This is a genomic window from Bacteroidota bacterium (assembly GCA_008933805.1).
Lineage (GTDB): Bacteria > Bacteroidota > Bacteroidia > UBA8524 > UBA8524 > SB11.
Genome location: WBUH01000009.1, coordinates 30798 through 54934, shown reverse-complemented (window position 1 = coordinate 54934; position 24137 = coordinate 30798). Strand labels below are relative to the sequence as shown.

Genomic DNA, 24137 nt, shown 5'->3' with positions numbered 1-24137 from the left:
TCTTATAACAGCAGTTGGGCTAATAAATAATCGGCAAACAAAACCATTACGCAGCTATATACTACTGCACGGGTGCTGGATGTACCCACCTCAAGTGCTCCGCCCGTGGTGTAATACCCCTGATAGCTGGATACACTGGTAATGATAAAGGCATATACAGCAGCTTTAATCAGCGAAAACGCTACCGTAAAGCCACGGAAAGTAGAACGAGCACCTTTTAAAAACGACTCAGTAGGTAATATGCCCGCCAAATCGCCTACCAGCATACCGCCCCATATTGAAAGTACCATAGCCAATATAATAAGGCAGGGCAACATAATGATGGCGGCTGTAATTTTAGGTAACGCCAAAAAACCCGATGAGTTAATGCCCATCACTTCTAAGGCATCTATCTGTTCCGACACCTTCATGGTGCCTATTTCAGAAGCTATGTTTGAGCCTACACGGCCAGCCAAAACCAAACAAGTGATGGTAGGTGCAAACTCAAGAATGGTAGAATCGCTAACGATGGAACCGATGATTGACTTAGGTACCAACCCGGCTACTAACTGATATGCGATTTGCAAGGTGGTTACTCCCCCTACAAACAATGATATTATGGCAACAATTGGCAGGCTTCCGATCCCTATTGAGTTCATTTCCATCATGGTTCGTTGGTAGTAAACCTTAAACCTTTCAGGGCGTGAAAACATGCTTTTTATGAACAACAAATACCTGCCGAAGTGGTAAAAAATATTCATGCGTGGTTTAAAAACGGCGTAAAGATAAATGTTTTTGGAGGGGATTGGCGTGAACTAAACGGCAAATTGACGGTTTTTGCGGTTGAAGGGTTATTTTTACCGCATGAAAACAGCTATTATAACAGGTGCAACCAAAGGAATAGGGAAAGCTATTGCCGAAAAATTTGCTGCACAAGGCTTCAGCATTGCTATTTGTGCACGCAACAGCCAAGAGTTGAACTTGTTTGCTGAACAACTTCAATCTCAATATAAGGTGCAGGTGTTATCAATGGCGTTTGATGTGGCTGATAAATCGAAACTGGAACTTTTTGCAGAAGAAATAGGCTATAGGTTTGACAGGGTGGATGTTTTGGTAAACAATGCCGGAGTTTTCAAACCGGGGCAAATTAGCAACGAGGAAGAGGGCGTATTTGAACAACTAATGGCCGTGAACCTTGCCGCTCCTTATTATTTTACACGTAAGTTACTGCCTGTGCTACTAAAAAATAAGCACGGTCATATCTTTAATATATGTTCTACAGCAAGCATTACAGCTTATACCAACGGCGGCTCTTACTGCATTAGTAAGTTTGGGCTGTATGGTATGACTAAGGTATTGCGCGAAGAACTAAAAGAAAAGCACGTAAAGGTAACTGCGGTATTACCGGGGGCTACTTTAACTTCATCGTGGGACGGGGTGGATTTACCTCCCGAACGTTTTGTGCCCCCTACAGATATTGCAGATGCCATTTGGTCGGCCTACAACACCTCTCCTTCAACAGTGATAGAGGAACTACTAATACGGCCGCAACTTGGAGATATAGGGTAAACATTATGTTGATTTTTAACGTCTTAACAAAAAAACACTAATGAATATCCGCTGTTTGCTTTGTTTGCTACTTCTACTCTTTTTTTCAACACCTGATGTAAAATCTCAATCCCGGCTGAGTATTAATGGCTGGTTTGAAACCAAAGGTTTTGTTGAAAGTAATGTGCTGCCGGCAAATTACAACCACAGCACTGCGCTACTTTTTCCTGACACAGGACGCTATCTAATTGACACAGCAGGGGTGGCTGTTGAAATAGAAAGGCATTCAGCAGGACATATTTTTGATGTAATGCATGATAATTGGGCCGCTGTTCCTTCCACCCCCGATAACCTAATTATGCCTTTGAACTTCAACTGTGACTTCTTTTGGGATAGCTTACAATTTGATTTTTTTTACCGGCGTGGTTTTGCCGATACGCAAGTAATTGATACCGTTTTGGTGTATTACTACCATAATTTTCGTGACACGATGATTGCATCAGCATTATTAACCGTTGATTCGCCCTATTTAATGCGGATGGCACAACCTACTACTTTTGATAGTAATACGTTGAGTGGTAAAAAGTATGGGAAAATAGATACGGTTTTGCTTGACAACACATTTTCTGCAAAGGGTACTACGCATACTTTTCGGCGTGCGGTTTACGAGCGATACAACCCTTCAGAATTTTGGAAGTACCCACATTACAGGGGTTTGTTTGGGTTTAGTGTTGTATTTAAGCCCGGACACCATACAAACACAGGCGATACCCTGTTTGATGCCCGCGACAGCAGTTTGAATGGTGCAAACGTTTTTGGGGTGTACAAGAGTAGGGTTGCAAAATTGCCCGTTTTATACACAGACTACTATAACGAGAATTCATATTGGCTGATTAAGGAAACCCGACACGGAGGCGATTACAAGGGGTTTAAAGACTTTGTACCTGCCCCCTTAATTGGTGATGAAATTGATTATTTCAACTGTGCAGCCTTTATTTTTTCAACAGCGTGCATATCATCAGTTAATGAGTATCACAATAAATCAGGAGTATATATTAAAAGCATCAACCCCAACCCTACATCAGCAAACAATGTTATAAATGTTGAAATTGCTGCTTCGAAAGAAGTTAGCATAAAGGTTATAGTGAAGGACGTAACAGCCAAAACAGTTGCTGAAAGTGATTTGTATGACGTATATGATATTACCAACGTAACTCTTAGAGCCGCTTTAAACAGTGGTATCTATATGGTTCTATTACAAGATAATCAGAGTAATGCAGTGTTGCACAGTGCAAAACTTATAATATCAGATTAAAAAATTTTATATCGCTACAACATTTTAAAAAAGGTCTAAGTCTTTTATAGCAGAGTACATCAAAAACATTTAACAATTATTTGACATTACACTTAATTAATTATTTTTGCAAACTTAAAAACCAATATGATGAAAAAAGTACTGTTACTGGCTTTAGCAGTTGCTACCTGTGGGTTGGCAAACGCACAACAGACCATCGAAATTCCACAAAAGTTTAAGGGCCTTCCATCATCTGACAAAGTTGAGTTTGGTGGCGGCGGCTTCTCTAAACAAGGCGGCGGAGTAAATGGCTGGTTCGACCCTGAAGAGTTTATTCGTAACAACTCTACAGGTCCTTTCGAAAACTACGTAAGTTTGATGTTCCCTGACTCAACTGTAGTTAACGTAAACTCTGACAACGAAAGAAACTATGTATTTTCACACGCTTTCGGTCACTTGTATGACTTGAGGCACGATAACTGGGCTGCTGTTCCCAGCGATCCTAACAACCCAATTTTAACCTTCGGTCAAAGGGATTCATACACTTGGGATTCAGTTGGTTTCTTGTACCTATACCGTAGGAACAACCCAGATGTAAACGTTGTAGATACTTGCTACATCAGCTTCTACAAAAACTCTGAAGCTAGCAACATCACTCGTGGTAGCGTAATCTTCGGTAACGGTGATACCATGTTGTATGCAACTGTTGATGGTTTGAACCAAAACAGCCTTTCAGGTGCTACTCCTTTTATGACTAAAACTGTATTGTTGACTGCTGCCGATACCACCACTTTAGGTGCTAACGGTTGGGGATCAGGTGCAATGGTTGAACACGTAGGAACTACCATCTCTGGTACTACCGGTGCTGCTATCAGCCGTAACCCTGCAAGCTGGTTTGCTTACACAGTAACTTTCAAACCCGGTCACGCTTGGAGCCCAGAAGACACTATCGAATCTCGCGGTTTTGTTAAGCCTGCTAAAGGTGTTAACTACTTCGGTTACCGTTATGTATCTCTAACCAGCGGTTTGCCTGCTACTTTGCGTAGCCGCAACTTTGCTGATAACTCACTTATCCTTTGGAGCATCACTCGTTACGGTCAAACAACCAACAACGGTTGGAGCGGCTTTATGCCCGGTACTGCTTTCAACTCACCAATGTACGTAAACGCTCAAGTGCGCGTATCTGGTAACTCAACTGTAAATGTTAAAGAAGTTGAAGATCTAGGTTTCTCTCTAGGAAAAGCATTCCCTAACCCAGTAGCTAACGGACAAATTTTGTCTATCGACTATGGTGTTAAAACTGCAGGTAACGTAACTATTGAAATTTATGACCTATTGGGCAAAAAAGTTTCTACTGTGCTTAACAACGAAAAAGTTGAAGCCGGTGACCACACTGCTTCAGTAGTAGCTGAATTTAACCCCGGTATTTACTTCTACACCTTGAAATCAGGTGATACTGTAATCGGTTCTAAAAAATTCACTGTTACTCGCTAATTAGTAAGTAACTGATACTAAAAAAGGCTTCTACGTTTGTAGAAGCCTTTTTTGTTTGTATACAGTAAGTATAGAAGCTTATGAGTTGGCAGCTTGTGAAAGCATGTTGGTTAATGCTTTTCTATCTACTTTGCCGTTGTTATTTAAAGGAAACACCTCTATAGATATTATCTGCTCAGGCAACATATAATCGGGCATTTGGGTTTTAAGGTACCCGTGCACCTCAGTTGCATCTCCGCTAAATCCTTCAAGGTACAGGTAAATTTGGGCTATGCCCATTGTATTTACAGGAGCTACTGCCGCTACACCGCTTAACTGGGTATAATTACGAGCGTGTGCTTCTACTTCGTTCAGCTCAACCCTAAAGCCGCCTTTTACCTTCACCTGATAATCGGCACGACCGCAATACATATAATCACCGTCGGCATCAGCGTACACAATATCGCCTGTGCGGTAGTAGCGTTCGTTGTTATGAATAAAAAACGCTTCCGCGTTCTTCTCAGGATTATTAATATACCCGGGGGTCACTTGTCCGCCACTTAGGCATAACTCACCCTTATCCCCTTCCCCAACGGGTTTATTCTCATCGTTTACAACCAATGTGCCTACATTTTTCATCGGCTTGCCAATACACACCATACCGTTGTATTGTTTAATGGTGCCTACGCAATCATAGGTCAAGCAAAAAATAGTGGCTTCAGTAGGCCCGTAAACGTTTTGTATTAAGACATTGGGAACGCATTGTTGCCACTCGGCAGCTATATCGGCATACAAGGCTTCGCCGCAAAACAATGAGTGGCGCAATTGGGGTAAATTGATGTCCTCAAAATATGGGCGCAGATAACTAAGCATTGAGGGCACCATAAGACTGAATGTTATTTCTTGATCCTCGAGCAAAGTGTAAATACTCATGTATTTCATCCCTTCTGCGGGAACAGGATACACACAAGCCCCTTTTAGCAAGGGAGCCAGGTATGACATTACTGAAAGGTCGAATGTCAAATCAAACATTTGCAAAAAGCGGTCGCTATGGGTTATATCGTACCCCAATGCAAAAAATGAGTCCATAAAGGACGACAGATTACCGTGCGTTAACGGCACTCCTTTGGGTTTGCCCGTACTTCCTGAGGTAAATAGTATATATGCCCTATCGGTATCGCTTATTTCTGGCAGTACAAAATCCCCTGCAAAAACAGGAATACTACCGGTTTCAACAACACGGGTTGTTTGCGGCAAGGTATTTACCAAGCCCTCTGCGGGTATCGGGCTAAGAACTATCTCAATTCCCGCCTGCTCAATAATACTTTGGCTGCGGTCTTTAGGGTAATCGGGTAATATGGGCACATACGGTGCGCCGCTCATTAGTATGCCGCACAAACCGGCATAGGTATCAAACTCATCGGCGGCTATTATACCAACAGGTTTGCGTTGCGGGTTTTGTTGTTGCAACCATGCCGCTATTGCGTACGCCCTTTGAGCCAGTTGGCTATAGGTATAAAACGTATCGTGCATATAAAATGCAGCACGGGCAGCATTTGCTGTAAAACTGTGTTGTAACTGATGTATCATGCTTGTTTTGCGCTGCAAATATCAGGCAAATTGTTGTTTAAAGTTTTTCAATTGCTCGCCGGTAGCCATAATTATCAATTGCTGGCCTTCTTGCATCAAAGTTTCTGATGAGGGATTAATCAGGTACTTACCGTCTTGGTTTTTAAGCCCAATTACACTCACATCCAACTCAACGTGTTTACGTATTTCACGCAATGGTTTGCCGCACAATTTTGGATACTCCTGCACCTCAATTTCTTTAAACGTATTTTCTGCATCGTACGATACAAAATCAATAAACTCTTTCACATCAGGGTTAATTACCAATTGCGCCATGTGTGTGCCGCCTATGGTATCAGGTTTCACAACACTGCTTGCCCCTGCAATTTTCAATTTCTTTTCTACCCCATCGTTGCTGGCACGGCTTATAATGGTTAGCTGTTTGTTCATTTCCCTTGCTGATAAGACAATGTACAGGTTATCAGTATCATTAGGTAATGAGCTTAACAGTGCTTTGGCGTGCAATATGCCCGCTGCTTTTAATACTTCATCCTCCAAAGCGTTTTCTTCAAACACAGTTACATTCTTCTCGCGCAGCAGTGCTGCTCTTTCATGGTTTTCTTCAATCACCACATAAGGTATTTTGTGTACATCAAACATTTCAGCCGCCTTTTGGCCGTTGCGGCCATACCCGCAAATAATTATATGGTTTTGCATGTGTTTGGTTTGGTTTCTTGCACGTCGTTTTCTAATCTGTAATAAAAAATCCCCGTCCATAAGGTAAGAGGACAATGAGCCTAACGAATAGGCCAATATACTTAAGGTAAGTATCAGCAGTAATATAGTGAACAGCCGTCCGGCTTCTGATAAGGGACGTATTTCACCAAACCCTGTTGTTGATAGGGTGATGATGGTCATGTACAACGCTTCTAAAAAGTCATACCCCTCAATTATCATATAGCCAAATGTGCCAAAAGCTATGGCAGCAGTGGTTAAAAAAACTAAAAGGTATATTTTAGATTTAAGGAGTTTTCTCATCCGTTGGTAACAATTATTTTATTTAGAAGCTTTACAAAGTTGTACTTTTGCAAACCAAATTTCACGTATTCTGTTAATCTAAAAAAATTAAAACACAATGTCAGTATTAGTAGGAAAAAAAGCCCCTTATTTTGAAGCAGATGCCGTTGTAAACGGTGGCGATTTTGCAGAAAAATTCTCATTGGCTCAATACATTGGTCAAAAACACGTAGTGTTTTTCTTTTACCCGTTAGACTTCACTTTTGTTTGTCCAACAGAAATTCTTGCCTTCCAAAAACGTTTAGCTGATTTTGAAGCTCGCGGTGTACAAGTGGTAGGTTGCTCAATCGACTCTAAATTCAGCCACTGGGCTTGGTTAAATACTCCTCAAGATAAAGGCGGTATCCAAGGCGTTACTTTCCCGTTGGTAGCTGATTTGGAAAAAACCATCGCTATGAACTATGGTGTATTGGCCGGTCATTACGACTACAACGAAGAAGGACACATGGTATTTGTGAGCGATAAAGGTGACGAAGCTGTTGCTTACCGTGGTTTGTTCTTAATTGATAAAGAAGGTACCGTGCGCCACCAAGTGGTAAACGATTTGCCATTGGGTCGCAGTGTTGATGAAACTTTGCGTATGGTTGATGCACTACTTTTCCACGAAGAAAAAGGCGAAGTATGCCCTGCTGATTGGGAAAAAGGCCAAGACGGTATGGTTGCTGATGCCGAAGGTGTAGCTAAGTATTTGAGCTCTCACCAATAATTTAACATTACACGTACCAACGTTTTTTATAAAATCCTTGTCAAAGTTTGACAAGGATTTTTTATTTTACTTAAAATTTTGAAAACTGTATGAAGTACATCTACACATTTATTGTAATTGCTATTTTTAGCTTTGTTATCATTTCTATCAACCCCAATGTAGGGCATAGCAATGCTACAGGTGCCCCACAAGGCAACTCAGGGTCGCCGTTTGATGGCGCTACCTGCTCACAAAACGGTTGCCACGGCGGTACTGTTACCCCACGCGCAAGCATGATTTCCAGCAATATTCCTTCTACAGGGTATGTTCCAGGTACCCAATACCAAATAACTGCTTCAATTACCCAAGCAAGTGTATCTAAATTTGGTTTCCAAGTTTCGCCGCAAAAAGCAAACGGTACAGCGGCTGGTACTATGGGCACTGCTGATGCTAATACACAAGTTAGCAGCAACAAATACATTACCCACTCGTTTACAGGAACTTCAGCCTTAGGCGGTAGCAAAACATGGACGTTTACATGGACTGCTCCTGCTGCCGGAAGCGGACCTGTTACTTTTTACGGTGCATTTTTGGCAACCAACAACAACGGTTCTGCCGATGCGGGCGATAATGTATTTACTTCATCTCTTAGCGTAGGCGAAGATGGTAAGCTAAATGTATTTACCCCTGAGCAAGCAGGCTTAAAAGTTTATCCTGTGCCCTTTACCAATACTATTTATGTTGACAAAGGTGAGCAAACTTTTGAAAATGCTACTGTGAAGTTGTTTACTCTTGATGGTAAACTGGTAGCCGAAACTGCATTTACAGGCACTGTAACTGAACTTAATACAGAAGAGGTAGCTAAAGGCTTATACATTTTGCACATTAACGCCCCCGGTGTTAATGTAGTGCAAAAGGTGGCCAAATAATTATAGCACTTCTATAAATAGAAACAGCCTGCGGTGCATACCGCAGGCTGTTCTTATTTATAATCGATACTTGTGTTACACTTTCACTTCTTTCCACTTGCCTCGCTTAAAATAGTACCAAGCAATAATGGCTATCAATGTTTCAGCAACGGGTACTGCAATAAATGCCCCTGTTGTTTTAAGGTCTAATCCTTTTGCCAAGAAATACGCAAGCGGTATCTGGAATACCCAAAAACCAATAAAGTTAATGATTGTTGGAGTTCTTGAATCGCCAGCACCGTTCAATGCCTGAGTCATTACCATGCCGATACCGTAAAAGATGTACCCCGCTCCTATTATTTGCAAAGCTTCAGCTCCATAGGCTATCACCTCGGCTTCTTTTGAAAACAACCCGATAATGGGCACTGAGAAGAATAAAAACAGCAGCATTACAATACTCATAAATATGGCATTGTACTTTGCTGTAAGGATTACACTCTTTTCAGCCCTGTCTAACTTGTTTGCGCCAAGGTTTTGCCCTACCAGCGTTGCTGCGGCATTGCTAAGCCCCCATGCTGGCAGGATAAAAAATATTACGTTACGGATGGCAATTTGATAACCCGCAGAAGCATTAGTACCTCCGGTTTCGGCTACCAAACGGGTAAGTACAATCCAGCTTCCGCTGGCAATAAAAAACTGTAAAGTAGCCGGCCACGCTACATTTAGCAGCGATTTTACTACCGTCATATCTACCGTAAAGTATTCTTTTAACAGTCTTATTGTTCCTTTACCGTTAAACAAATGGTAGCATTGGTAAAGTACCCCTGTGCTACGGCCAATAACCGTTGCTATAGCTGCACCTTTTAAACCCCAAATATTAATGAATATGGGGCAAAGGATAATATTAATAACGCTGGCAATCCACAGGCTTTTCATTGCCATGGTAGCATCGCCTGCTCCACGGAATATACCGTTGATAATAAACAATAGCATAATAGCCAAACTGCCTCCAAACATAATTTGGGTAAATACGGTACCTTCCCTTACCACTTCTTCATTACCCCCCATTAGCGTTAGCACATCCGAAGCAAACACAACTCCTATTATGCTTACAATGGCTGTAACTATCAGGGTTATTATCAGCACCTGTGCACCTGCTTGCGCTGCTGCCTGCGGGTTCTTCTCTCCCACACGGCGGGCAACCACTGCGGTAGCTCCAATGCTTAATCCCATGGCTATTGAATACACCAAGGTTATTACCGATTCTGTTAGTCCTACAGTGGTAATCGCATTTTTACCCAGCTTGCCCACAAAAAACATATCTACTACCGCAAATACACTTTCTAAGCTCAACTCTAATATCATGGGAATGGCCAGCAAAAAGACTGCTTTTGGTATGCTGCCTTCTGTATAATCCTGTTCTTCGCCATTTAGCGATTGGGCTATTAATTTGCCCGCCCTGCTAATAAAGCTTTTCTTATTTTCTGTCATCACTCTACTCTTTAATAATTATAATTTGTTTTGCGCGAGCATTTGCCCAACAAGCTGCAAGTCAAAAAAAAGCCTAAAGGGCAGATAAACTGCCCTGTTAAAAAAATTATCCCGTAATTATTGGCCGTTTTAGTCTTTACTCTAATTCAGCGCAATTAAACCCCATTTTTTCAACCAGTGATACCACATGGTGCGGGGCAACATTTCTACCTTCTACCCTCAGTATTTTATCACAGTCTTCAAGGTCGAAGTTGATTTTGCTATCGGGAAAGTGGCTGTACAAAACCGCTATCAGTTTTTTTGCCTGCTTATTTTGCTGCACGTTGGTTTTAAATACCTCTGCCATATTCGTACAGTTTTTAGTTGTGTTTAGTTGCTTTGCAACTGTTTTAATTTTTTATGATAAAATACATAGGACAATACGCCTAATAATACAGGCATTGACATACCTGCAATTTGTGTGGCCGGTGTACCGGATGCCAGTAACGAATAAGTGGCTCCTGCCAAATCAAAGAATAAGCCTGCATAAGCCCACTCTTTTATACGCGGAAAACCGGGTACCAATATTGCCACTGAACCCAATAACTTAGCCCACCCGATAAAAGGGATAAAGTACACCGGGTATTTTAAATAACCGGATAAAAACTGCACTGATTGTTCATCAACCATTATGTTTCCGATGGCCGAAAAAGTCATAAATGCTGCAAACAATGCAGTAAAAACCCAGTATAGTATTTTGGTAATTTTCATCGTAGTAATTATTAATAGTGTTTATGGTAATTATTTCTGTTTTAATACATTGTAGGTTATATGTGTAACCAGATTTGAATTGATTACACCCTTAACGTCCAGCGAAAACTTAGTCTTATCCACCCCATCAAACAAGCGCACGCCGTTGCCCATCATTATGGGGGCAATGTGCAGGGTAAGCTCATCTACCAAGCCTGCATTCAGGTATTGGGTTATGATATTTGCTCCGCCAGTAATACGTACATCTTTAGTGCCTGCATCTTGCTTGGCTTTTTGTAATACGGCGTATATATCCTCGTTGGTGAAGTAAAACGTAGTACCACCCAAACGTTCCCAAGGGTCACGCTTTTGCTGAGTCAGCACATATACCGCTGCCCCAAAGGGAGCATTTTCAGGCCAATTGGTTTCGCCTTCATTAAACATCCGTTTACCAATTATGTGTGCCCCTGCACGGTTAAACAGCGTTTCAACCACATCATTGTCGGTACCGGTTTCGCCATCGCCATTTCCAAGGTGCGACATGAAGCTTCTGGTTGCGTACATCCATTGGTGTATGCAGGTTCCTCCGTCTCCTAAAGGGTTTGTCGGCCCTCCGTTTGGGCCCGCTATATATCCGTCAAGCGATACGCCCACGCTCACAAATACTTTACTCATAGTTTAGTGCTTTGTATCTTGCTTACCTAGTTGTTGCTGTTGTAATAAAACATCCAGTTTTTGCCGTATTTATCGGTTAAGTGGCCCATAATGCCTGCAAAAAAGTTGTGCAAAGGCATTATAGTTTTTGCACCATCAGAAAGGTTGGCAAAAAAGGTTTCTATCTCTTGCGGGCTGCTGCAAGTAATTGACAGCGATATAGAATTACCGTCAATCAGGTGGTCGGGGCCGCCAACATCAGAGCCTAGCAGCACTAAATCGTTACTAACAAGGCTGGCGTGCAGTACGTTTTGTTGTGCCTGTGCAGGCCATTGGCCTGCCATGGGCGAATCTTCAACCGTTTGCAGGGTAAGTTCTCCTCCGAAACAAGTTTGGTAAAATGACATTGCTTCACTGCAATTGCCATTAAAGTTCAAGTAAGCATTAATTGTTGTTTTCATAGTTTTAGTTTGTTATAAGTATACAGGGTTATTATCGGCTCATTTCTCAATAAGCGACACCCATTCTTGCACCACTTTTTCAAGCGATGCCTTTTTATCCATCACATCTTGCATGCTGTAAAATTTTGCCATGCGTCTGTCTTTATAGTCTCCCTCAAGTAACCCGTTACTTTCGTGTATCATATCGCCGTTATAAAATACAAACACCACGTGTACACAATCTTGCGCGCGGGTATGCACCGCTGCTAAGTCCTTTTTTGTATCGTTTTTATAATAAAAACTGGGCGAATTCCATTTTACCCGTTCAGCAATCTTATCAGATGCCTGATTGATAATGTTACGCACCATTTCCATTTCAGCCTTCAAAGGATGGGTGAGCGCAATCATGTACTCGTTCACTTTTTCTGTATCGGTCTTCGCCATATTATATAAAGAGCAACGGGTTCAATAAAACCCGTTGCTAAGGTTTATTGTGAAAGCTTTATTTCAATTTAAAGTCTCATTATTGAGGTAATGCGCTCAAATCCATGTGTGCATACTCCCAGTGATGTCCATCCAAATCACTGAAACTACGGATATACATCCAGCCATGGTCTTTGGTATCCTGTCCCACAGCACCGGCAGCAATAGCAGTGTCAACTATTTCGTCCACCTTTTCTCTGCTCTCAGCACTAAAAGAGGTTAATACTTCCACTGCTTTTGTGGTATCGCAAATTTCTCTCGTGGTAAATGTTTTAAAAAAAGGTTCTACCAACAGCATTACGAATATGTTATCGCTCACTATCATACAGGTAGCATTTTCATCAGTAAACTGGGGGTTAAATGAATACCCAAGCTTGGTAAAAAATGCAATTGATTTGTTTAAGTCTTTCACTGCCAAGTTAACAAAAATCTGTGTTGTCATAGTCTTAAATTTTATAGGGTTATTACTGTTTTATAGTTTTTGCAAGTAGGCTTCCAACTGGGCAAATGTGCCGCCAAAGCCTTGTTGCATGCTTTGTTTGTTGCCGTTAAATGCTTTAACCTCTGCTTCGGTTGCGTTAATAGGTCTGCCGCGCAGGGTAAGGGTGGTTTTGCCGTTATTCTCGGTTAGGGTTAAGGTATTATGAACTTCAAGCGGCCAGTCGGGCAACATATCGGTGCGGATGATATTTCCCTCAGCATCAGCAAATGAGTTCACAAATACTAACTTCTCAGGTGCATTCATCTCAACAAACCTAAAGCGTCCGTACATTGTGTATCCATTGGGAGCTTCCATACTGTAATGAAAAATACCCTCGGGCTTAAAATCAAACTTGTGTATTTTAATACCCATTCCCACAGGTCCCCACCAATGTGCCAAGTGCTCAGCCTCTGTCCATACTTTATATACCAGTTCTCGGGGAGCATTCAATTCTCTTACTAAAATCAAATCCTGCTTATCTGCGTTCTGCATAGTGGGCAGGTATTTTTCCAGCTTGTCAAAGGTTTGTCTGTTGCCTTCTATTGCGCCTGATTCGTTCACTATCCTATCGCGGTCAGCAGCAGTGGCAAATACCATCCTCATGTGCAACGTTGTTTTTGCTCCGTTCTCTTCAAACACCATTGATACCTTAAATGAGTCTCCACTACCGTCTTCATTCACATCACTCATTGTAAACAACAGTTTTTCAGGTTGTACTACCTCATCGTACACAACTTTGGTCAAATAATCTTTTCCGTTAGGTCCGTGCATTGTATATAACCAAACTCCGCCCGGTGCCACTTCCATGTGGTGTACCGTGTTTGTGAAACCGTTTGGTCCCCACCATTGTGCCACGTGTTCAGGGTTGGTACACGCTTCAAATACCAATTCTCTTGGCGCGTTAATAACCCTGGTTATCATTAGTTCGCGGTCGCTACCACCGCTTGCTCCTTGTTTACTTGTCTCCATTTTCGTTTTTGTGTTTTGCTTGTAATAGGGTTAAATAATTCTCCAATGAATCTAATCGCTCGGTCCATATTTTACGGTATTGGTCTACCCAATCCGCCACCTCGCTCAGTTTTTCAAGTTTTGCTTCGCAAAACCGCTCACGCCCTTGCTGCTTCACAACCATTAAACCGCATTCGGTCAGTATTTTCATGTGTTTGTAGATAGCCGCTCGGCTCACATCAAAATTTTCTGAAACAGTATTAACGTTCAGTGATTTGTGGGCAATCATGCCCAAAATCTCGCGCCGCGTTGGGTCGGCTATTGCTTGAAAAACATCTCTTCTCATTTTATGAAACCTTTCGGTTGCAAAACTATATGAAACTTTTCGGTTGCACAAGTGTTTTTTTCGTCACAAAAAATTGTCATCCAATTTTAACCAAGCATATCATGTTATTACCCTCATACAACTCTACACAAGGGCAAGCAGCATTGGGATGCCTTGCCAGTTTTCGAAACGTATGTTCAACCGAGGCAATTTTATTGCGCCAGTTAGTTACCGTTTCGGTAACGTACTCCCCGCTGGGTATCACAAACGTTGCAAAACCATACTTATCGCCCTCATCATTATACAGTTCTATCATCGCCGCGTGATAAATAATAGCTCCTTGTTCATCAGTCCACGAAACCCCAACCACGGCACGTTTTTCACTTTCAGGTACTCGCTCCATCAGGGTACAAAATGCATCCTCTATACCTTCGGGAAACGATGCAGCAGTAGTGTAAAACACGCGTATATCTTTTCTTAAGTAATATGTATGCACTGTTGCAACGGTTATAACTACACTACAAACCTACAATGGGTAATCAAAAGACTTTGGGTGGTAATACGACAATCAAAGGGGTGTTTTGCGTCAGTTTTTTATTACTTTTGATTTTATGAAGCACGTATCAATTCTTGTACCTGAGAAGGCTATTTTGGGCAGCCTTGAAGGCACACGCCAGCTGTTTACACAAGTAAACCACTTCTTTAGAGAGCAAGGAAAAGACCCTTTGTTTAAGGTGCAGTTGGTGGGTATGAAAGAGCACACCAAATTATCGGGAGGATTGTACACCATTAATGCAGATGCGCTGCTAAAGGATGTGAAGCAAACCGACCTTATTATAATACCTGCGGTTGACGGAGATATAATGGAGGCCATAGAAATTAACAAACCTTTTATAGGCTGGATTGAGCAGCAATACAAGGGCGGCGCTGAGGTAGCCAGTTTGTGTTTGGGGGCTTTTTTGCTGGCCTCAACCGGATTGGTAAACGGACGAAAATGTGCCACACACTGGCTGGCCGAAAACGCCTTCCGCCAAATGTTTCCGGAAGTTGAATTGGTTACGGAACGGATTATTACGGATGAAAACGGTATCTACTCAAGCGGTGGGGCGTTTTCGTACCTTAATTTGATTTTATACCTGATTGAGAAGTTTGCGGGCAGGGATATGGCCATTATGAGCGCCAAGGTGTTTGCTATTGAAATTGAACGTAAAGATCAATTATCGTTTGTGGTGTTTCAAGGACAAAAGGGACACGAGGACGAGGCGGTGCGCAAGGCACAGGAATATATTGAAAGTAATTTTAGGGAAAAACTGACGGTGGATGAACTGGCCGAGAAGGCCGCACTGAGCCGACGTAATTTTGAACGACGATTTAAAAAGGCAACGGCTAACACGGTGGCTGAATACATACAACGGGTAAAGGTGGAGGCAGCAAAGATGAGTCTTGAATCATCGCGCGATAATGTGAACGAGGTGATGTATAACATCGGTTATACCGACCCTAAGGCGTTCCGCTTAACCTTTAAACGGATTACCGGCCTATCGCCGATTGAATACCGTAATAAATACAGCCGCTTGGTGGCGGGGTAGAAACAATACCATCTAACTTTTATTAAATGCACTGATTGCAAATCCAATGATTGAACCAATAATTGTAATTAATAGTCCTGCACCCCAAATTGCTATTTGATTAATTTTATCATCCATTGCGGTTAATTTTAATTGTATTAATTCTTCCTGATTTAAAATTTCCCCATCAATTCTTTTAATCTCATAGTTAATCTCTTGCAATTTATAAAGCATATCGGATGGTGACTTAAACAACAATTCTAAGTTAGTAATTTTTCCCTCCAACTGTTCAATTTTCTTGTTGATAATATATGTCTTACCCATTGTATCCTTATTTTCTAAGATATTATTTAACTCTCTCAATTGTATAGAATAAAGTGAGTCTAATATCACAATTGTTTTATTTAACTTCACTGAATCGAACTCGCTAACAAGTAGAGGTTTCTCTATCCTCCTAAATGGTAACACGTCAACTATTGATATGAATAAAGCGATAACAGTTGTTACCCCAGCTATTAAACTTATTATTGTGCCCCAAGCCGTTCTTTTTATTATTATTTCTTTCCTCTTATATTTTTCAAATGTTCTTTTGCTCAATTCTTCTGCCTAAATTTTAGCATCAGCCCTAACTTTAGCTTCAAGTACTTCAAAGCTTGGAAAATCATCTTTACTAACTTCCTTTACTTTGTCTTCGGAAAGAATATGTATATTAAAATCTCCCTCATTTTCAGAGCTAACTATAAAAAACGGTAAATCTTCTTTTCCAATTTCTTTTAAATAACGTTCAATCTTTCTTAACTCATTGATTAAGTCTTTTTTTTGTTTTGAGGCTTTTATCTCAACTAAAGCTAAATACTCATCATTTTCTGAATCAATAATTAAAATATCCGCACGCCATGGGGATGAATTAGATTCATTAATGGATTTAAGTTTAGCCTCGTATATAATTGTTGCTTTTCCATAGCCTTTATTATTCTGAATAAAATCCACAAAAATCTTTTCTAATTCGCGATGCTCCATAATTGAATAGTTACTTAAGCAAATATAACAATATATAACTTTAAACTCGAGTACAAGGGATTCCCATTTAAAATGGCAATCCGTAAATCATAACCTCGTAACAGCGTAACACCTTAACATCGTCTTTGGAGTTTATTGCATCAAGCCCATTGCGGCCTCAACGGTTGTTACGGGCAATGAGCAGGTTTCGTTCTTGCAGATATAAATCAGTGTTTGGCCTTGCACATAGCGGTTTTCAAACAGGGATAGGTTTTCGCTACTATAACGACGGGCATAAAGCCCGACGCTTTTGTGATAGTTTACTCCGAATGGTTTAAAACCATTCGGAGTATTACACATTCTCAACTAAAAAGAAGAAACAAACGTTTGGAGTTTATTGCATCAAGCCCATTGCGGCTTCTACGGTTGTTACGGGTAATGAGCAGGTTTCATTCTTGCAGATATAAATCAGTGTTTGGCCTTGCACGTGGCGGTTTTCAAACAGGGGTAGGTTTTCGCTGCCGTTTATGCTTACGGCAAATACAGCGTTGGGCAGGTAATCAGTAAAGTGTTGGTACAGTTGGTGGGCTTCCTCCCCTATTATTACAATTTGGTACAACCCGAAGGCTTGCATTAACGCCACATCCGCCCAACGGCTATACCAGCTTGGGTATTTTTTTAATTGCTGTGCCATTTTTGCCAGCATATCCTCAGCAACGGTTTTGTAGTTAGTAGTACCAAAATAATAGGCCAGCTTATACAAGTTGTCCGCCATTATTGAGTTGGCCGATGATATTACATCATCCCCCGTATCGGTTTTGCGAGCCACCAACGGTGGGTCAAGTTTTGAGGTGAAGTAAAACAGATTGTTTTCTTCGCTGTAAAATTCATCAAAACAGGTTTGGGTAAGCGCTTGTGCGGTGTGCAGCAAATCAACATCAAACGTGCATTGGTACAGTTGCAGGTAGGCGTCAATCACACAAGCATAATCCTCCATAAAAGCATTTATGGTGTTTTTGCCTGCTTTGTGTATACGCAGCAAGCGGTTGTTTTGTAAAAAATTAGTAGCTATAAATTGTTGGTTGGCAAGGGCTGACTGCAAATATTGTTCGTTTCGGGTGGCGAGGTAAGCATCGGCATAGCCTTTCAGCATCAGGGCGTTCCAACTGCAAATTATCTTATCGTCAAGCCCGGGGCGCACCCGTTTATCGCGGGCAGCCATCAGGGTTGTGTGGCAACGGTTTAGCAAGGCTTCAAACGCTGCTAATGCAATTCCCTTTTCAGAAGCAAAGGCTTCCACACTTGTTTTAGTGTATAAAATATTCAGGCTGTGTTCCCAATTACCAGCTTCGGTGCAGTTATAGTAGGCACTAAACAAGGGTTCATCGGCTGCCAATATATCTACCAATTCAGCCTTAGTCCATACGTAAAACTTGCCTTCAACACCCTCACTGTCGGCATCCAGTGCGCTGTAAAAGCCCCCGTTGGCATCGGTCAGTTCCCTACTAACAAAGTTCAGCGTTTCGTCAATTACTTGCTTGTAAAACGGATTGCCATCTGCTCGAAGCATATTGGCATACACTGAAACCAGTTGACCGTTATCGTACAACATTTTTTCAAAATGGGGCACTAACCACAACCCATCGGTTGAGTAGCGCGCAAAGCCGCCGCCCAATAGGTCGTTGATACCGCCACGGGCAATTTTTTCAAGTGTAAAATCAGCAAACTGCAATGCCTCGTGGTTATTTGCCAGCAAACCATAGTTGAGCAAAAATTGCCAATTATTAGGCATCGGGAATTTAGGCACGCGTTCATTGCCGCCTTCCTTCCAATCAAATTGGGGTTTCCACAAATTATACAGCGCATCCATATCCTGTGGCGTAAATCTTTCTATTTGCGGGGCAACCGTTAAAGCATCCATGTTGCGTACACCGTCGGTTAGCTTGGCGGCAAATTCAAGAGCTTCTTGTTTCTTATTGCGGTAAAAATCATACAACTGCAAAAGCAACTGATTCCACTCACGGTTCGGGAAATAAGTTCCCCCGTGTAAAGGTCGTCCATCGGGTAAGCAAAACATATTCAGCGGCCAACCGCCACGCCCTGTAATCAGTTGCACGGCATCCATGTACACTTGGTCCACATCGGGCCGTTCCTCTCGGTCCACCTTAATGCACACAAAATATTCGTTCATCAAGGCTGCCGTATCTTCGTTCTCAAAGCTCTCGCGCTCCATTACGTGGCACCAGTGGCAAGCACTGTAGCCAATGCTCACCAACACCAGTTTGTCTTCTGCCTTAGCCTTTTGCCATGCTTCTTCGCCCCACTCGTACCAATCTACGGGATTGTGTGCGTGTTGTTGCAAATAGGGACTGCTGGCATTTATCAATCGGTTGGTGTGCATGGTTGTTAATTTATGGCTGCAAAGATAGTACGTGTTGGCGGGGCAAAATAATTTCAACGGGGTTGTTTACGTTTATCAAAGCAAGTATATAAATACTTTGTACCGTACCTTTGTATGCCTGCATGAAACAGTTTTTTAAAATATACTCGCTGATATTAACCCTATTGTTTAGCAGTGCGACATTGCACGCACAAACCCTAACAGGACTTGCTGACTCGGTTTTTATGGCATTACACCACGAGGAGTTTGATAGCCTGAAGCCTTTTTATCCGAGTTATAATGACTTAAAAAGCACTTACGACTCTATGGATATTGAAAAGCAGGCCCAGCAAGTGCTGGTAGCCCAAAAGCAGGTAGAATATGCGCTGAAACGTTCGTTTAAAACCTTGAAAAAGGAAGCGGAATCGTTGGATATGCCGTTATCTAAGCTTGAGAAGGACGAAGTGAGACATTTGGTGCAAACGCAAGACGGAAAAAAGTTTAGTGTAGTTGAAATTGATTGTCATTATAAAAAAAGAGCTGCTACATTGTTTTTTACGGCTATTGAGTTGAACAATGCTTGGTTTTTGGGTGAGGATTTCAGGATTGAAAAACGCGAAGTAGAGGAAGTGCCCGACTATGAAAAAATTGACCGCGAGGCGGAACGTAGGCGTGAGAAACGCGAACAACAGCGCACAGCAGCCAACCAAAAAGCGGAAGAAGACTCAGCAAAGAATGCTAAAATAAAAGAGTTAGAGGCCAAGAAGAAGGAGAAAGAAGATACCAAAAAGCTAAAAGCCGAAGAGAAAGCCAAACAAAAAGCGGCAAGAGAAGAAGAGAAACGCAAGAAAAAACAGGAGTTGGAGCGTAAAAAGAAGGAAAAGAAGGAGAAAAACAAGGCTGACAATCCACCACAAAAAACTACCCCTGCGGATAGTTTACCACCAAGCCCTAAAAACTAATTATTATTAAGCGGCTACAGTAAATACCCTGTGCAGTTCTTCAATGCTGATGGGTTTTATCAGGTAATCCGATAATTCTTCATACTGCTTTGCCCTTTCAATATCAGCAGGGTTTATTGATGAGCTCACCATGTAAATCTGAATTTTTTTGCTCAATTGGGGTTTAATCTTTACAAATTCATCCAAAAACTCCCAACCGTCCATCACCGGCATATTCAAATCCAATAATATCACATCAGGCAATTGCTCGCTGTTTTTCATTATAGGGGTTATGTAGTTCATAGCTTTTTCCCCATTTTCAAACACAAGGATATTCTTACATAGATTATTGATAGCTATTAACTTCTTTAAACCAAATACATATATCTGGTCATCATCAACAATAAATGCAACGTCAATTTTGTCGTTCATTAAAAAAAAATTTTAAATGTTGTTCCGCTATTTGGTTCGCTTTTCACATCTATACTTCCCCCCATGGCATCAACTTGATTTTTAGTGATGAATAATCCTACTCCGCGTGCATCACTATTACCATGAAAGGTTTTGTACAAACCAAACAGCTTTTTCCCATACTTTTCCAAATTTATACCAATTCCATTATCTTTTATTGATAAATATAGTTTTCCATCCTCTTTTCCTGTTGAAAGCTCAATTTCAGGGTGTCTTTCCGGATGTCTGTATTTTATTCCGTTCGAAATAAAGTTAAGTAATACACTCTCAAGGTAAGCGGGGTTATAATATACTTTTTCGTGATCAGGTACATGATTCACCACCTTCACATTGTGTTTGGTAATCTCGCCCGCCAAGGTATCGGTAGTTTTAACTATAAACGAACGTAAACCCAACTCCTGCTTCGATATGTTTGCATTTGTTTGTATTTGCACCACCTCATTCAGGTGTTTTATTGCTTCGTCTAATGATTGTGCATTCTCCTTAAGCAAGCTTAGCATTTGTTTGTATTCATCGTCATTTTCAGCGTTCTCAAGCAAATTTAACAACAGCTGAAAATTACCCGAGTGCGAACGCAAGTTGTGCGACACAATGTGGGCAAAATTCATTAAACGGGCGTTTTGTTCACTAATAATAGCTATTGATTGCTGCAATAAATGCTCTTTCTCTTTTTGCATTGATATATCACTGTGCGTACCTATCACCCTCAAAGGTTTTCCTTCATCACCCCACTCAATCACCTTTCCACGGTCAAGTATCCACTTATAGGTCCCGTCTTTACATAACAACCGGTGTTCGTTCGTATAAAAGGGTGTTTCCCCTCTGAAGTGTTTATTCAAATCTTCATTGCAGCGGTCTATATCATCAGGGTGCACTCTATCACTCCACTCACTCAATTTATCCCCTATTTCATGCTCACCATATCCCAGCATTTCCTTCCATTTCTTCGAAAAAAACACCGTATCATTTTTACCGTCCCAATCCCACACACCTTCGTCCGCACCTTCCAAGGCAAACAACCAGCGTTGTTCACTTTTTTTCAACTCGGCCTCAGCCTTTTTTCTTGCTGTAATATCCTTTATCTGCGAAACAAAGTGCAGGGGCGTACCTTTAGTATCGCGTACCAACGATACGGCAAGTAATACCCAAACCAAACTTCCGTTTTTATGTATATAACGTTTTTCTATCTGGTAGTTTTTAATCTCACCCCTCAATACCATGTGAACGCGATCAAGATCAAGACTTAAATCTTCAGGGTGGGTAATGGTTTGAAAATCGGTAGCCAGCAATTCCTCCTCAGTATAGCCTACCGTTTCACATAAATTATTGTTAACCTCAATAAACTTACCCTCCGTGGATACCAACGCCATACCGATTGCTGAGTGCTGAAACGCTCCCTTAAAGGTATTATTGCTCACCTTTAATTGGCTGTAAAGCACATGACGTTCGGTAACGTCTTTTATAGCTGCAAAGGCAATCCTGTCATTTGCATCTTCGTATACGTTAATGGTAACTTCAACAAAAAGCAAACTACCGTCTTTACGTTTTGCTTCAAACTCCCTACCCATAACTATCTTATTATTTGGAGAATTTTGCATGAATTCTATTCTGCCCCGTTCATGCACTTCCCTATGAATTTCAGGTACTAATTCATGTAGTTTACTACCAATAAGTTCATCGCTATCATAACCAAACAACGTTTCAAGATGCTTATTGGCCAAAACAATAATACCACCCATGTCTACCGCCAACATGGCATACGGAGCCATGCTAAAAAAGCCTGTTAAAGAATCAGCTGCACCCATAATATAGCTTAATTTGTTAGCTGTGAAATCAAATCTTTCCTTGCTGTTACAAGTTAATAAAATATTAACTACAACAATAAATTCAAACACTATTTTATTAAAGCAAAACTATTCTAACAGCATTTTTACTTATGTGGTAGTGCCTTTTATTTATTTTTGCCTTTATGGTTGATTTCTCAATGGCTGATATTGCCCGCCTTACAATACACTACGCCGGCAACAAACAAAAGGACGAAGGCTGCAAGCTGACTGAAAAAGATGTTTTGAACGAACTTGGTGATGATGAACAAGCAGTTTTGCTTAAGTTTTTCTTAAAACCCTTTACTACCGAAGAGTTTTACAGCTTCAACCATTCATCTGATATCGGCTTGAATGAAATATACAATTACGCAGGGCAATTGTTTGAGGATATCAGTTTGTTTCAACCACTGTCAAAAAATATTTGCAAGCACTTGTACGAATGCTCTAATCACCCCAAAATAAAGGCTGGAGAGGTGTATGTGGTGCTTTTTACGGGTTGTGTAATAGACAATGAAACGGTTGACGTGCTGGGTATTTTTAAATCTGAGAACAAAGACCGCTTTTTAAATATTGAGTTTAACCGTACGGGCTTGTCTAAGTTAAACTTGCTGGAGGGGATAGACCCTAAGCATTTGGACAAAGGCTGTTTAATATACAATATTAATAAGGCCGACGGATACAAAATTGCTATTGTTGATAATACGAACCGCGGCAGTGAAGCCCAGTTTTGGACCGATGATTTTCTTTCGGTGAAACCTTTGCAGGATAACTATTTTAATACGGCTAACTATTTGAAGCTTTGCAAAGACTTTGTGGTAAATGAACTTCCAAGCAGATTTGAAGTGGCTAAAAGCGACCAAATTGATATTCTGAACCGTTCGGTTGATTTTTTTAAACGGAATGAATCGTTTGATAACAACGCTTTTACTGAGGAAATTTTTGGTCAACCCGAATTGATTGAAAGCTTTAACGGGTTTAAGGACACCTTCGAAAAGGAAAACAATTTTTCGTTTGAGGAGAGTTTTGATATTTCAAACCAAGCTGTAAAAAAACAATCCCGCACGTTTAAAAGCGTGCTAAAATTGGATAAGAACTTCCACGTGTACATACACGGCGACCGTAATCTTATTGAGCGCGGCTACGATGAGGTAACGGGTAAAAAGTTCTACAAGATTTATTTTGACGAAGAGGCTTAGCCTTTTTGCAAAAAACATAGCACACCGTTCCGTCTCCATCTTCACTATCTTACATTTTATTTCATCCTATACAGCAACAAGGGGGGCTTATAACAATGTGCCGCAAAGTGCCCTTAAAATTGCCGCATAACCACCTTTGGAGTATATATTGCTCTCTCTATTTTTGTATAACAAACTATAAAACAATTTAATACAACTAAACTATGCAAAAAATTACCCCATTCCTTTGGTTTGACGGCAACCTTGAAGAGGCCGTTAACTTTTATGCCGGAGTTTTTAAAGATTCTAAAATTGGCAACATTATGCGTCAAGGTCCTAACGGTCCTGCATTCTCGGCCACATTTCAGTTAAACGGACAGGATTTTATGGCCTTAAACGGCGGCCCTATGTTTAAATTTACTCCTGCAATTTCGTTTTATGTAAGCTGTAAAAATCAGGAAGAAGTGGATTATTACTGGGAAAAACTAACTGAAGGCGGTAGCGAAGAACGCTGCGGATGGCTTAAAGATAAGTTTGGTTTATCTTGGCAAATTATTCCTGATGCCTTGGGCGAATATTTGAACGATGCTGACCCTGAAAAAGCAAACCGTGCTATGCAAGCCATGTTGAGCATGAATAAAATTGTGATTGAAGATTTGAAACGTGCCCGCGACGGACAATAATCACCTGCCC

General features: G+C 41.2%; 28 protein-coding genes and 1 pseudogene. 9 read left to right on the top strand and 20 right to left on the bottom strand.

Features of this window, described 5'->3' with window-relative positions; translation table 11 throughout:
- Positions 1-2 precede the first annotated feature (2 nt).
- Positions 3-740 carry an ABC transporter permease gene (locus tag F9K23_10150; GenBank protein ID KAB2915612.1) on the bottom strand — a complete coding sequence of 246 codons (738 nt, stop codon included), beginning with the start codon at positions 738-740 and terminating at the stop codon, positions 3-5.
- Between the two features lie 103 nt (positions 741-843).
- On the opposite strand from F9K23_10150, the gene F9K23_10145 reads away from it, so the two are divergent.
- The 3 genes from F9K23_10145 to F9K23_10135 all read left to right on the top strand — a co-directional run bounded on the left by F9K23_10145 (position 844) and on the right by F9K23_10135 (position 4315).
- Positions 844-1548, top strand: a complete 705-nt coding sequence (locus tag F9K23_10145; protein ID KAB2915611.1) for an SDR family oxidoreductase — start codon at positions 844-846, stop codon at positions 1546-1548.
- Positions 1549-1612: 64 nt separating this feature from the next.
- Positions 1613-2842, top strand: coding sequence for a hypothetical protein (locus tag F9K23_10140; GenBank protein ID KAB2915610.1), 1230 nt, complete (start codon positions 1613-1615; stop codon positions 2840-2842).
- 126 nt (positions 2843-2968) lie between these two features.
- Positions 2969-4315, top strand: a complete 1347-nt coding sequence (locus tag F9K23_10135; GenBank protein ID KAB2915609.1) for a T9SS type A sorting domain-containing protein — start codon at positions 2969-2971, stop codon at positions 4313-4315.
- Positions 4316-4393: 78 nt separating this feature from the next.
- On the opposite strand, the gene F9K23_10130 is transcribed toward F9K23_10135, so the two are convergent.
- Positions 4394-5884: a D-alanine--poly(phosphoribitol) ligase gene (locus tag F9K23_10130; protein ID KAB2915608.1), complete on the bottom strand. Its 1491-nt coding sequence runs from the start codon at positions 5882-5884 to the stop codon at positions 4394-4396.
- A 21-nt stretch (positions 5885-5905) separates the two neighbouring features.
- Positions 5906-6901 carry a potassium channel protein gene (locus F9K23_10125; protein KAB2915607.1) on the bottom strand — a complete coding sequence of 332 codons (996 nt, stop codon included), beginning with the start codon at positions 6899-6901 and terminating at the stop codon, positions 5906-5908.
- A gap of 97 nt (positions 6902-6998) precedes the next feature.
- On the opposite strand from F9K23_10125, the gene F9K23_10120 reads away from it, so the two are divergent.
- Both F9K23_10120 and F9K23_10115 read left to right on the top strand, forming a co-directional pair.
- On the top strand, positions 6999-7646 hold the full coding sequence (locus F9K23_10120) for a peroxiredoxin (GenBank protein KAB2915606.1): 648 nt from the start codon (positions 6999-7001) through the stop codon (positions 7644-7646).
- Between the two features lie 89 nt (positions 7647-7735).
- Positions 7736-8554, top strand: coding sequence for a T9SS type A sorting domain-containing protein (locus F9K23_10115; GenBank protein ID KAB2915605.1), 819 nt, complete (start codon positions 7736-7738; stop codon positions 8552-8554).
- Between the two features lie 75 nt (positions 8555-8629).
- Here the strand turns inward: F9K23_10115 and F9K23_10110 are convergent, their stop codons facing one another.
- The 11 genes and pseudogenes from F9K23_10110 to F9K23_10060 form a co-directional block, all read right to left on the bottom strand.
- Positions 8630-10024: an MATE family efflux transporter gene (locus tag F9K23_10110; GenBank protein KAB2915604.1), complete on the bottom strand. Its 1395-nt coding sequence runs from the start codon at positions 10022-10024 to the stop codon at positions 8630-8632.
- 136 nt (positions 10025-10160) lie between these two features.
- Complete coding sequence (locus tag F9K23_10105) at positions 10161-10370, bottom strand: hypothetical protein (GenBank protein ID KAB2915603.1); 210 nt, start codon at positions 10368-10370, stop codon at positions 10161-10163.
- Between the two features lie 23 nt (positions 10371-10393).
- Complete coding sequence (locus F9K23_10100; GenBank protein KAB2915602.1) at positions 10394-10774, bottom strand: DoxX family protein; 381 nt, start codon at positions 10772-10774, stop codon at positions 10394-10396.
- Positions 10775-10804: 30 nt separating this feature from the next.
- The gene (locus tag F9K23_10095; protein KAB2915601.1) at positions 10805-11428 is read right to left on the bottom strand and encodes a dihydrofolate reductase family protein; all 624 of its coding nucleotides are present in this window, start codon (positions 11426-11428) and stop codon (positions 10805-10807) included.
- Positions 11429-11454: 26 nt separating this feature from the next.
- On the bottom strand, positions 11455-11868 hold the full coding sequence (locus F9K23_10090; protein ID KAB2915600.1) for a VOC family protein: 414 nt from the start codon (positions 11866-11868) through the stop codon (positions 11455-11457).
- Positions 11869-11907: 39 nt separating this feature from the next.
- Positions 11908-12291 carry a DUF1801 domain-containing protein gene (locus F9K23_10085; protein ID KAB2915599.1) on the bottom strand — a complete coding sequence of 128 codons (384 nt, stop codon included), beginning with the start codon at positions 12289-12291 and terminating at the stop codon, positions 11908-11910.
- 79 nt (positions 12292-12370) lie between these two features.
- Complete coding sequence (locus F9K23_10080) at positions 12371-12772, bottom strand: VOC family protein (GenBank protein ID KAB2915598.1); 402 nt, start codon at positions 12770-12772, stop codon at positions 12371-12373.
- A 30-nt stretch (positions 12773-12802) separates the two neighbouring features.
- Positions 12803-13303 (bottom strand): SRPBCC domain-containing protein, encoded by a 501-nt coding sequence (locus tag F9K23_10075; GenBank protein ID KAB2915733.1) that lies wholly within the window; start codon positions 13301-13303, stop codon positions 12803-12805.
- Positions 13304-13309: 6 nt separating this feature from the next.
- A pseudogene (locus tag F9K23_10070) lies at positions 13310-13780 on the bottom strand (ATPase).
- Positions 13767-14105 (bottom strand): winged helix-turn-helix transcriptional regulator, encoded by a 339-nt coding sequence (locus F9K23_10065; GenBank protein ID KAB2915597.1) that lies wholly within the window; start codon positions 14103-14105, stop codon positions 13767-13769. Before F9K23_10065 ends, F9K23_10070 begins: the two are co-directional and overlap by 14 nt.
- Positions 14106-14181: 76 nt before the next feature.
- Complete coding sequence (locus F9K23_10060; protein KAB2915596.1) at positions 14182-14580, bottom strand: hypothetical protein; 399 nt, start codon at positions 14578-14580, stop codon at positions 14182-14184.
- A 115-nt stretch (positions 14581-14695) separates the two neighbouring features.
- Here F9K23_10060 and F9K23_10055 point away from each other — a divergent pair, with 115 nt between their 5' ends.
- Entirely contained in the window at positions 14696-15673 is a 978-nt protein-coding gene (locus tag F9K23_10055) for a helix-turn-helix domain-containing protein (protein KAB2915595.1), read from the top strand.
- Between the two features lie 12 nt (positions 15674-15685).
- Here F9K23_10055 and F9K23_10050 read toward each other — a convergent pair whose 3' ends face one another.
- The 4 genes from F9K23_10050 to F9K23_10035 all read right to left on the bottom strand — a co-directional run bounded on the left by F9K23_10050 (position 15686) and on the right by F9K23_10035 (position 19052).
- Positions 15686-16249: a hypothetical protein gene (locus F9K23_10050; protein KAB2915594.1), complete on the bottom strand. Its 564-nt coding sequence runs from the start codon at positions 16247-16249 to the stop codon at positions 15686-15688.
- 9 nt (positions 16250-16258) lie between these two features.
- Positions 16259-16672, bottom strand: coding sequence for a hypothetical protein (locus F9K23_10045; protein KAB2915593.1), 414 nt, complete (start codon positions 16670-16672; stop codon positions 16259-16261).
- A 132-nt stretch (positions 16673-16804) separates the two neighbouring features.
- Entirely contained in the window at positions 16805-17011 is a 207-nt protein-coding gene (locus F9K23_10040) for a hypothetical protein (GenBank protein KAB2915592.1), read from the bottom strand.
- 34 nt (positions 17012-17045) lie between these two features.
- Positions 17046-19052 (bottom strand): thioredoxin domain-containing protein, encoded by a 2007-nt coding sequence (locus tag F9K23_10035; GenBank protein ID KAB2915591.1) that lies wholly within the window; start codon positions 19050-19052, stop codon positions 17046-17048.
- Between the two features lie 122 nt (positions 19053-19174).
- On the opposite strand from F9K23_10035, the gene F9K23_10030 reads away from it, so the two are divergent.
- The gene (locus F9K23_10030) at positions 19175-19993 is read left to right on the top strand and encodes a hypothetical protein (protein KAB2915590.1); all 819 of its coding nucleotides are present in this window, start codon (positions 19175-19177) and stop codon (positions 19991-19993) included.
- A gap of 6 nt (positions 19994-19999) precedes the next feature.
- On the opposite strand, the gene F9K23_10025 is transcribed toward F9K23_10030, so the two are convergent.
- Together F9K23_10025 and F9K23_10020 are read right to left on the bottom strand one after the other, a co-directional pair.
- Positions 20000-20404: a response regulator gene (locus F9K23_10025; GenBank protein ID KAB2915589.1), complete on the bottom strand. Its 405-nt coding sequence runs from the start codon at positions 20402-20404 to the stop codon at positions 20000-20002.
- Positions 20404-22248 (bottom strand): PAS domain S-box protein, encoded by a 1845-nt coding sequence (locus F9K23_10020; protein KAB2915588.1) that lies wholly within the window; start codon positions 22246-22248, stop codon positions 20404-20406. Before F9K23_10020 ends, F9K23_10025 begins: the two co-directional genes overlap by 1 nt.
- Positions 22249-22412: 164 nt before the next feature.
- Here F9K23_10020 and F9K23_10015 point away from each other — a divergent pair, with 164 nt between their 5' ends.
- A complete protein-coding gene (locus F9K23_10015) occupies positions 22413-23465 on the top strand; it encodes a nucleoid-associated protein (protein KAB2915587.1) in 1053 nt (350 codons plus the stop codon).
- 203 nt (positions 23466-23668) lie between these two features.
- On the top strand, positions 23669-24127 hold the full coding sequence (locus tag F9K23_10010; GenBank protein KAB2915586.1) for a VOC family protein: 459 nt from the start codon (positions 23669-23671) through the stop codon (positions 24125-24127).
- Positions 24128-24137 lie beyond the last annotated feature (10 nt).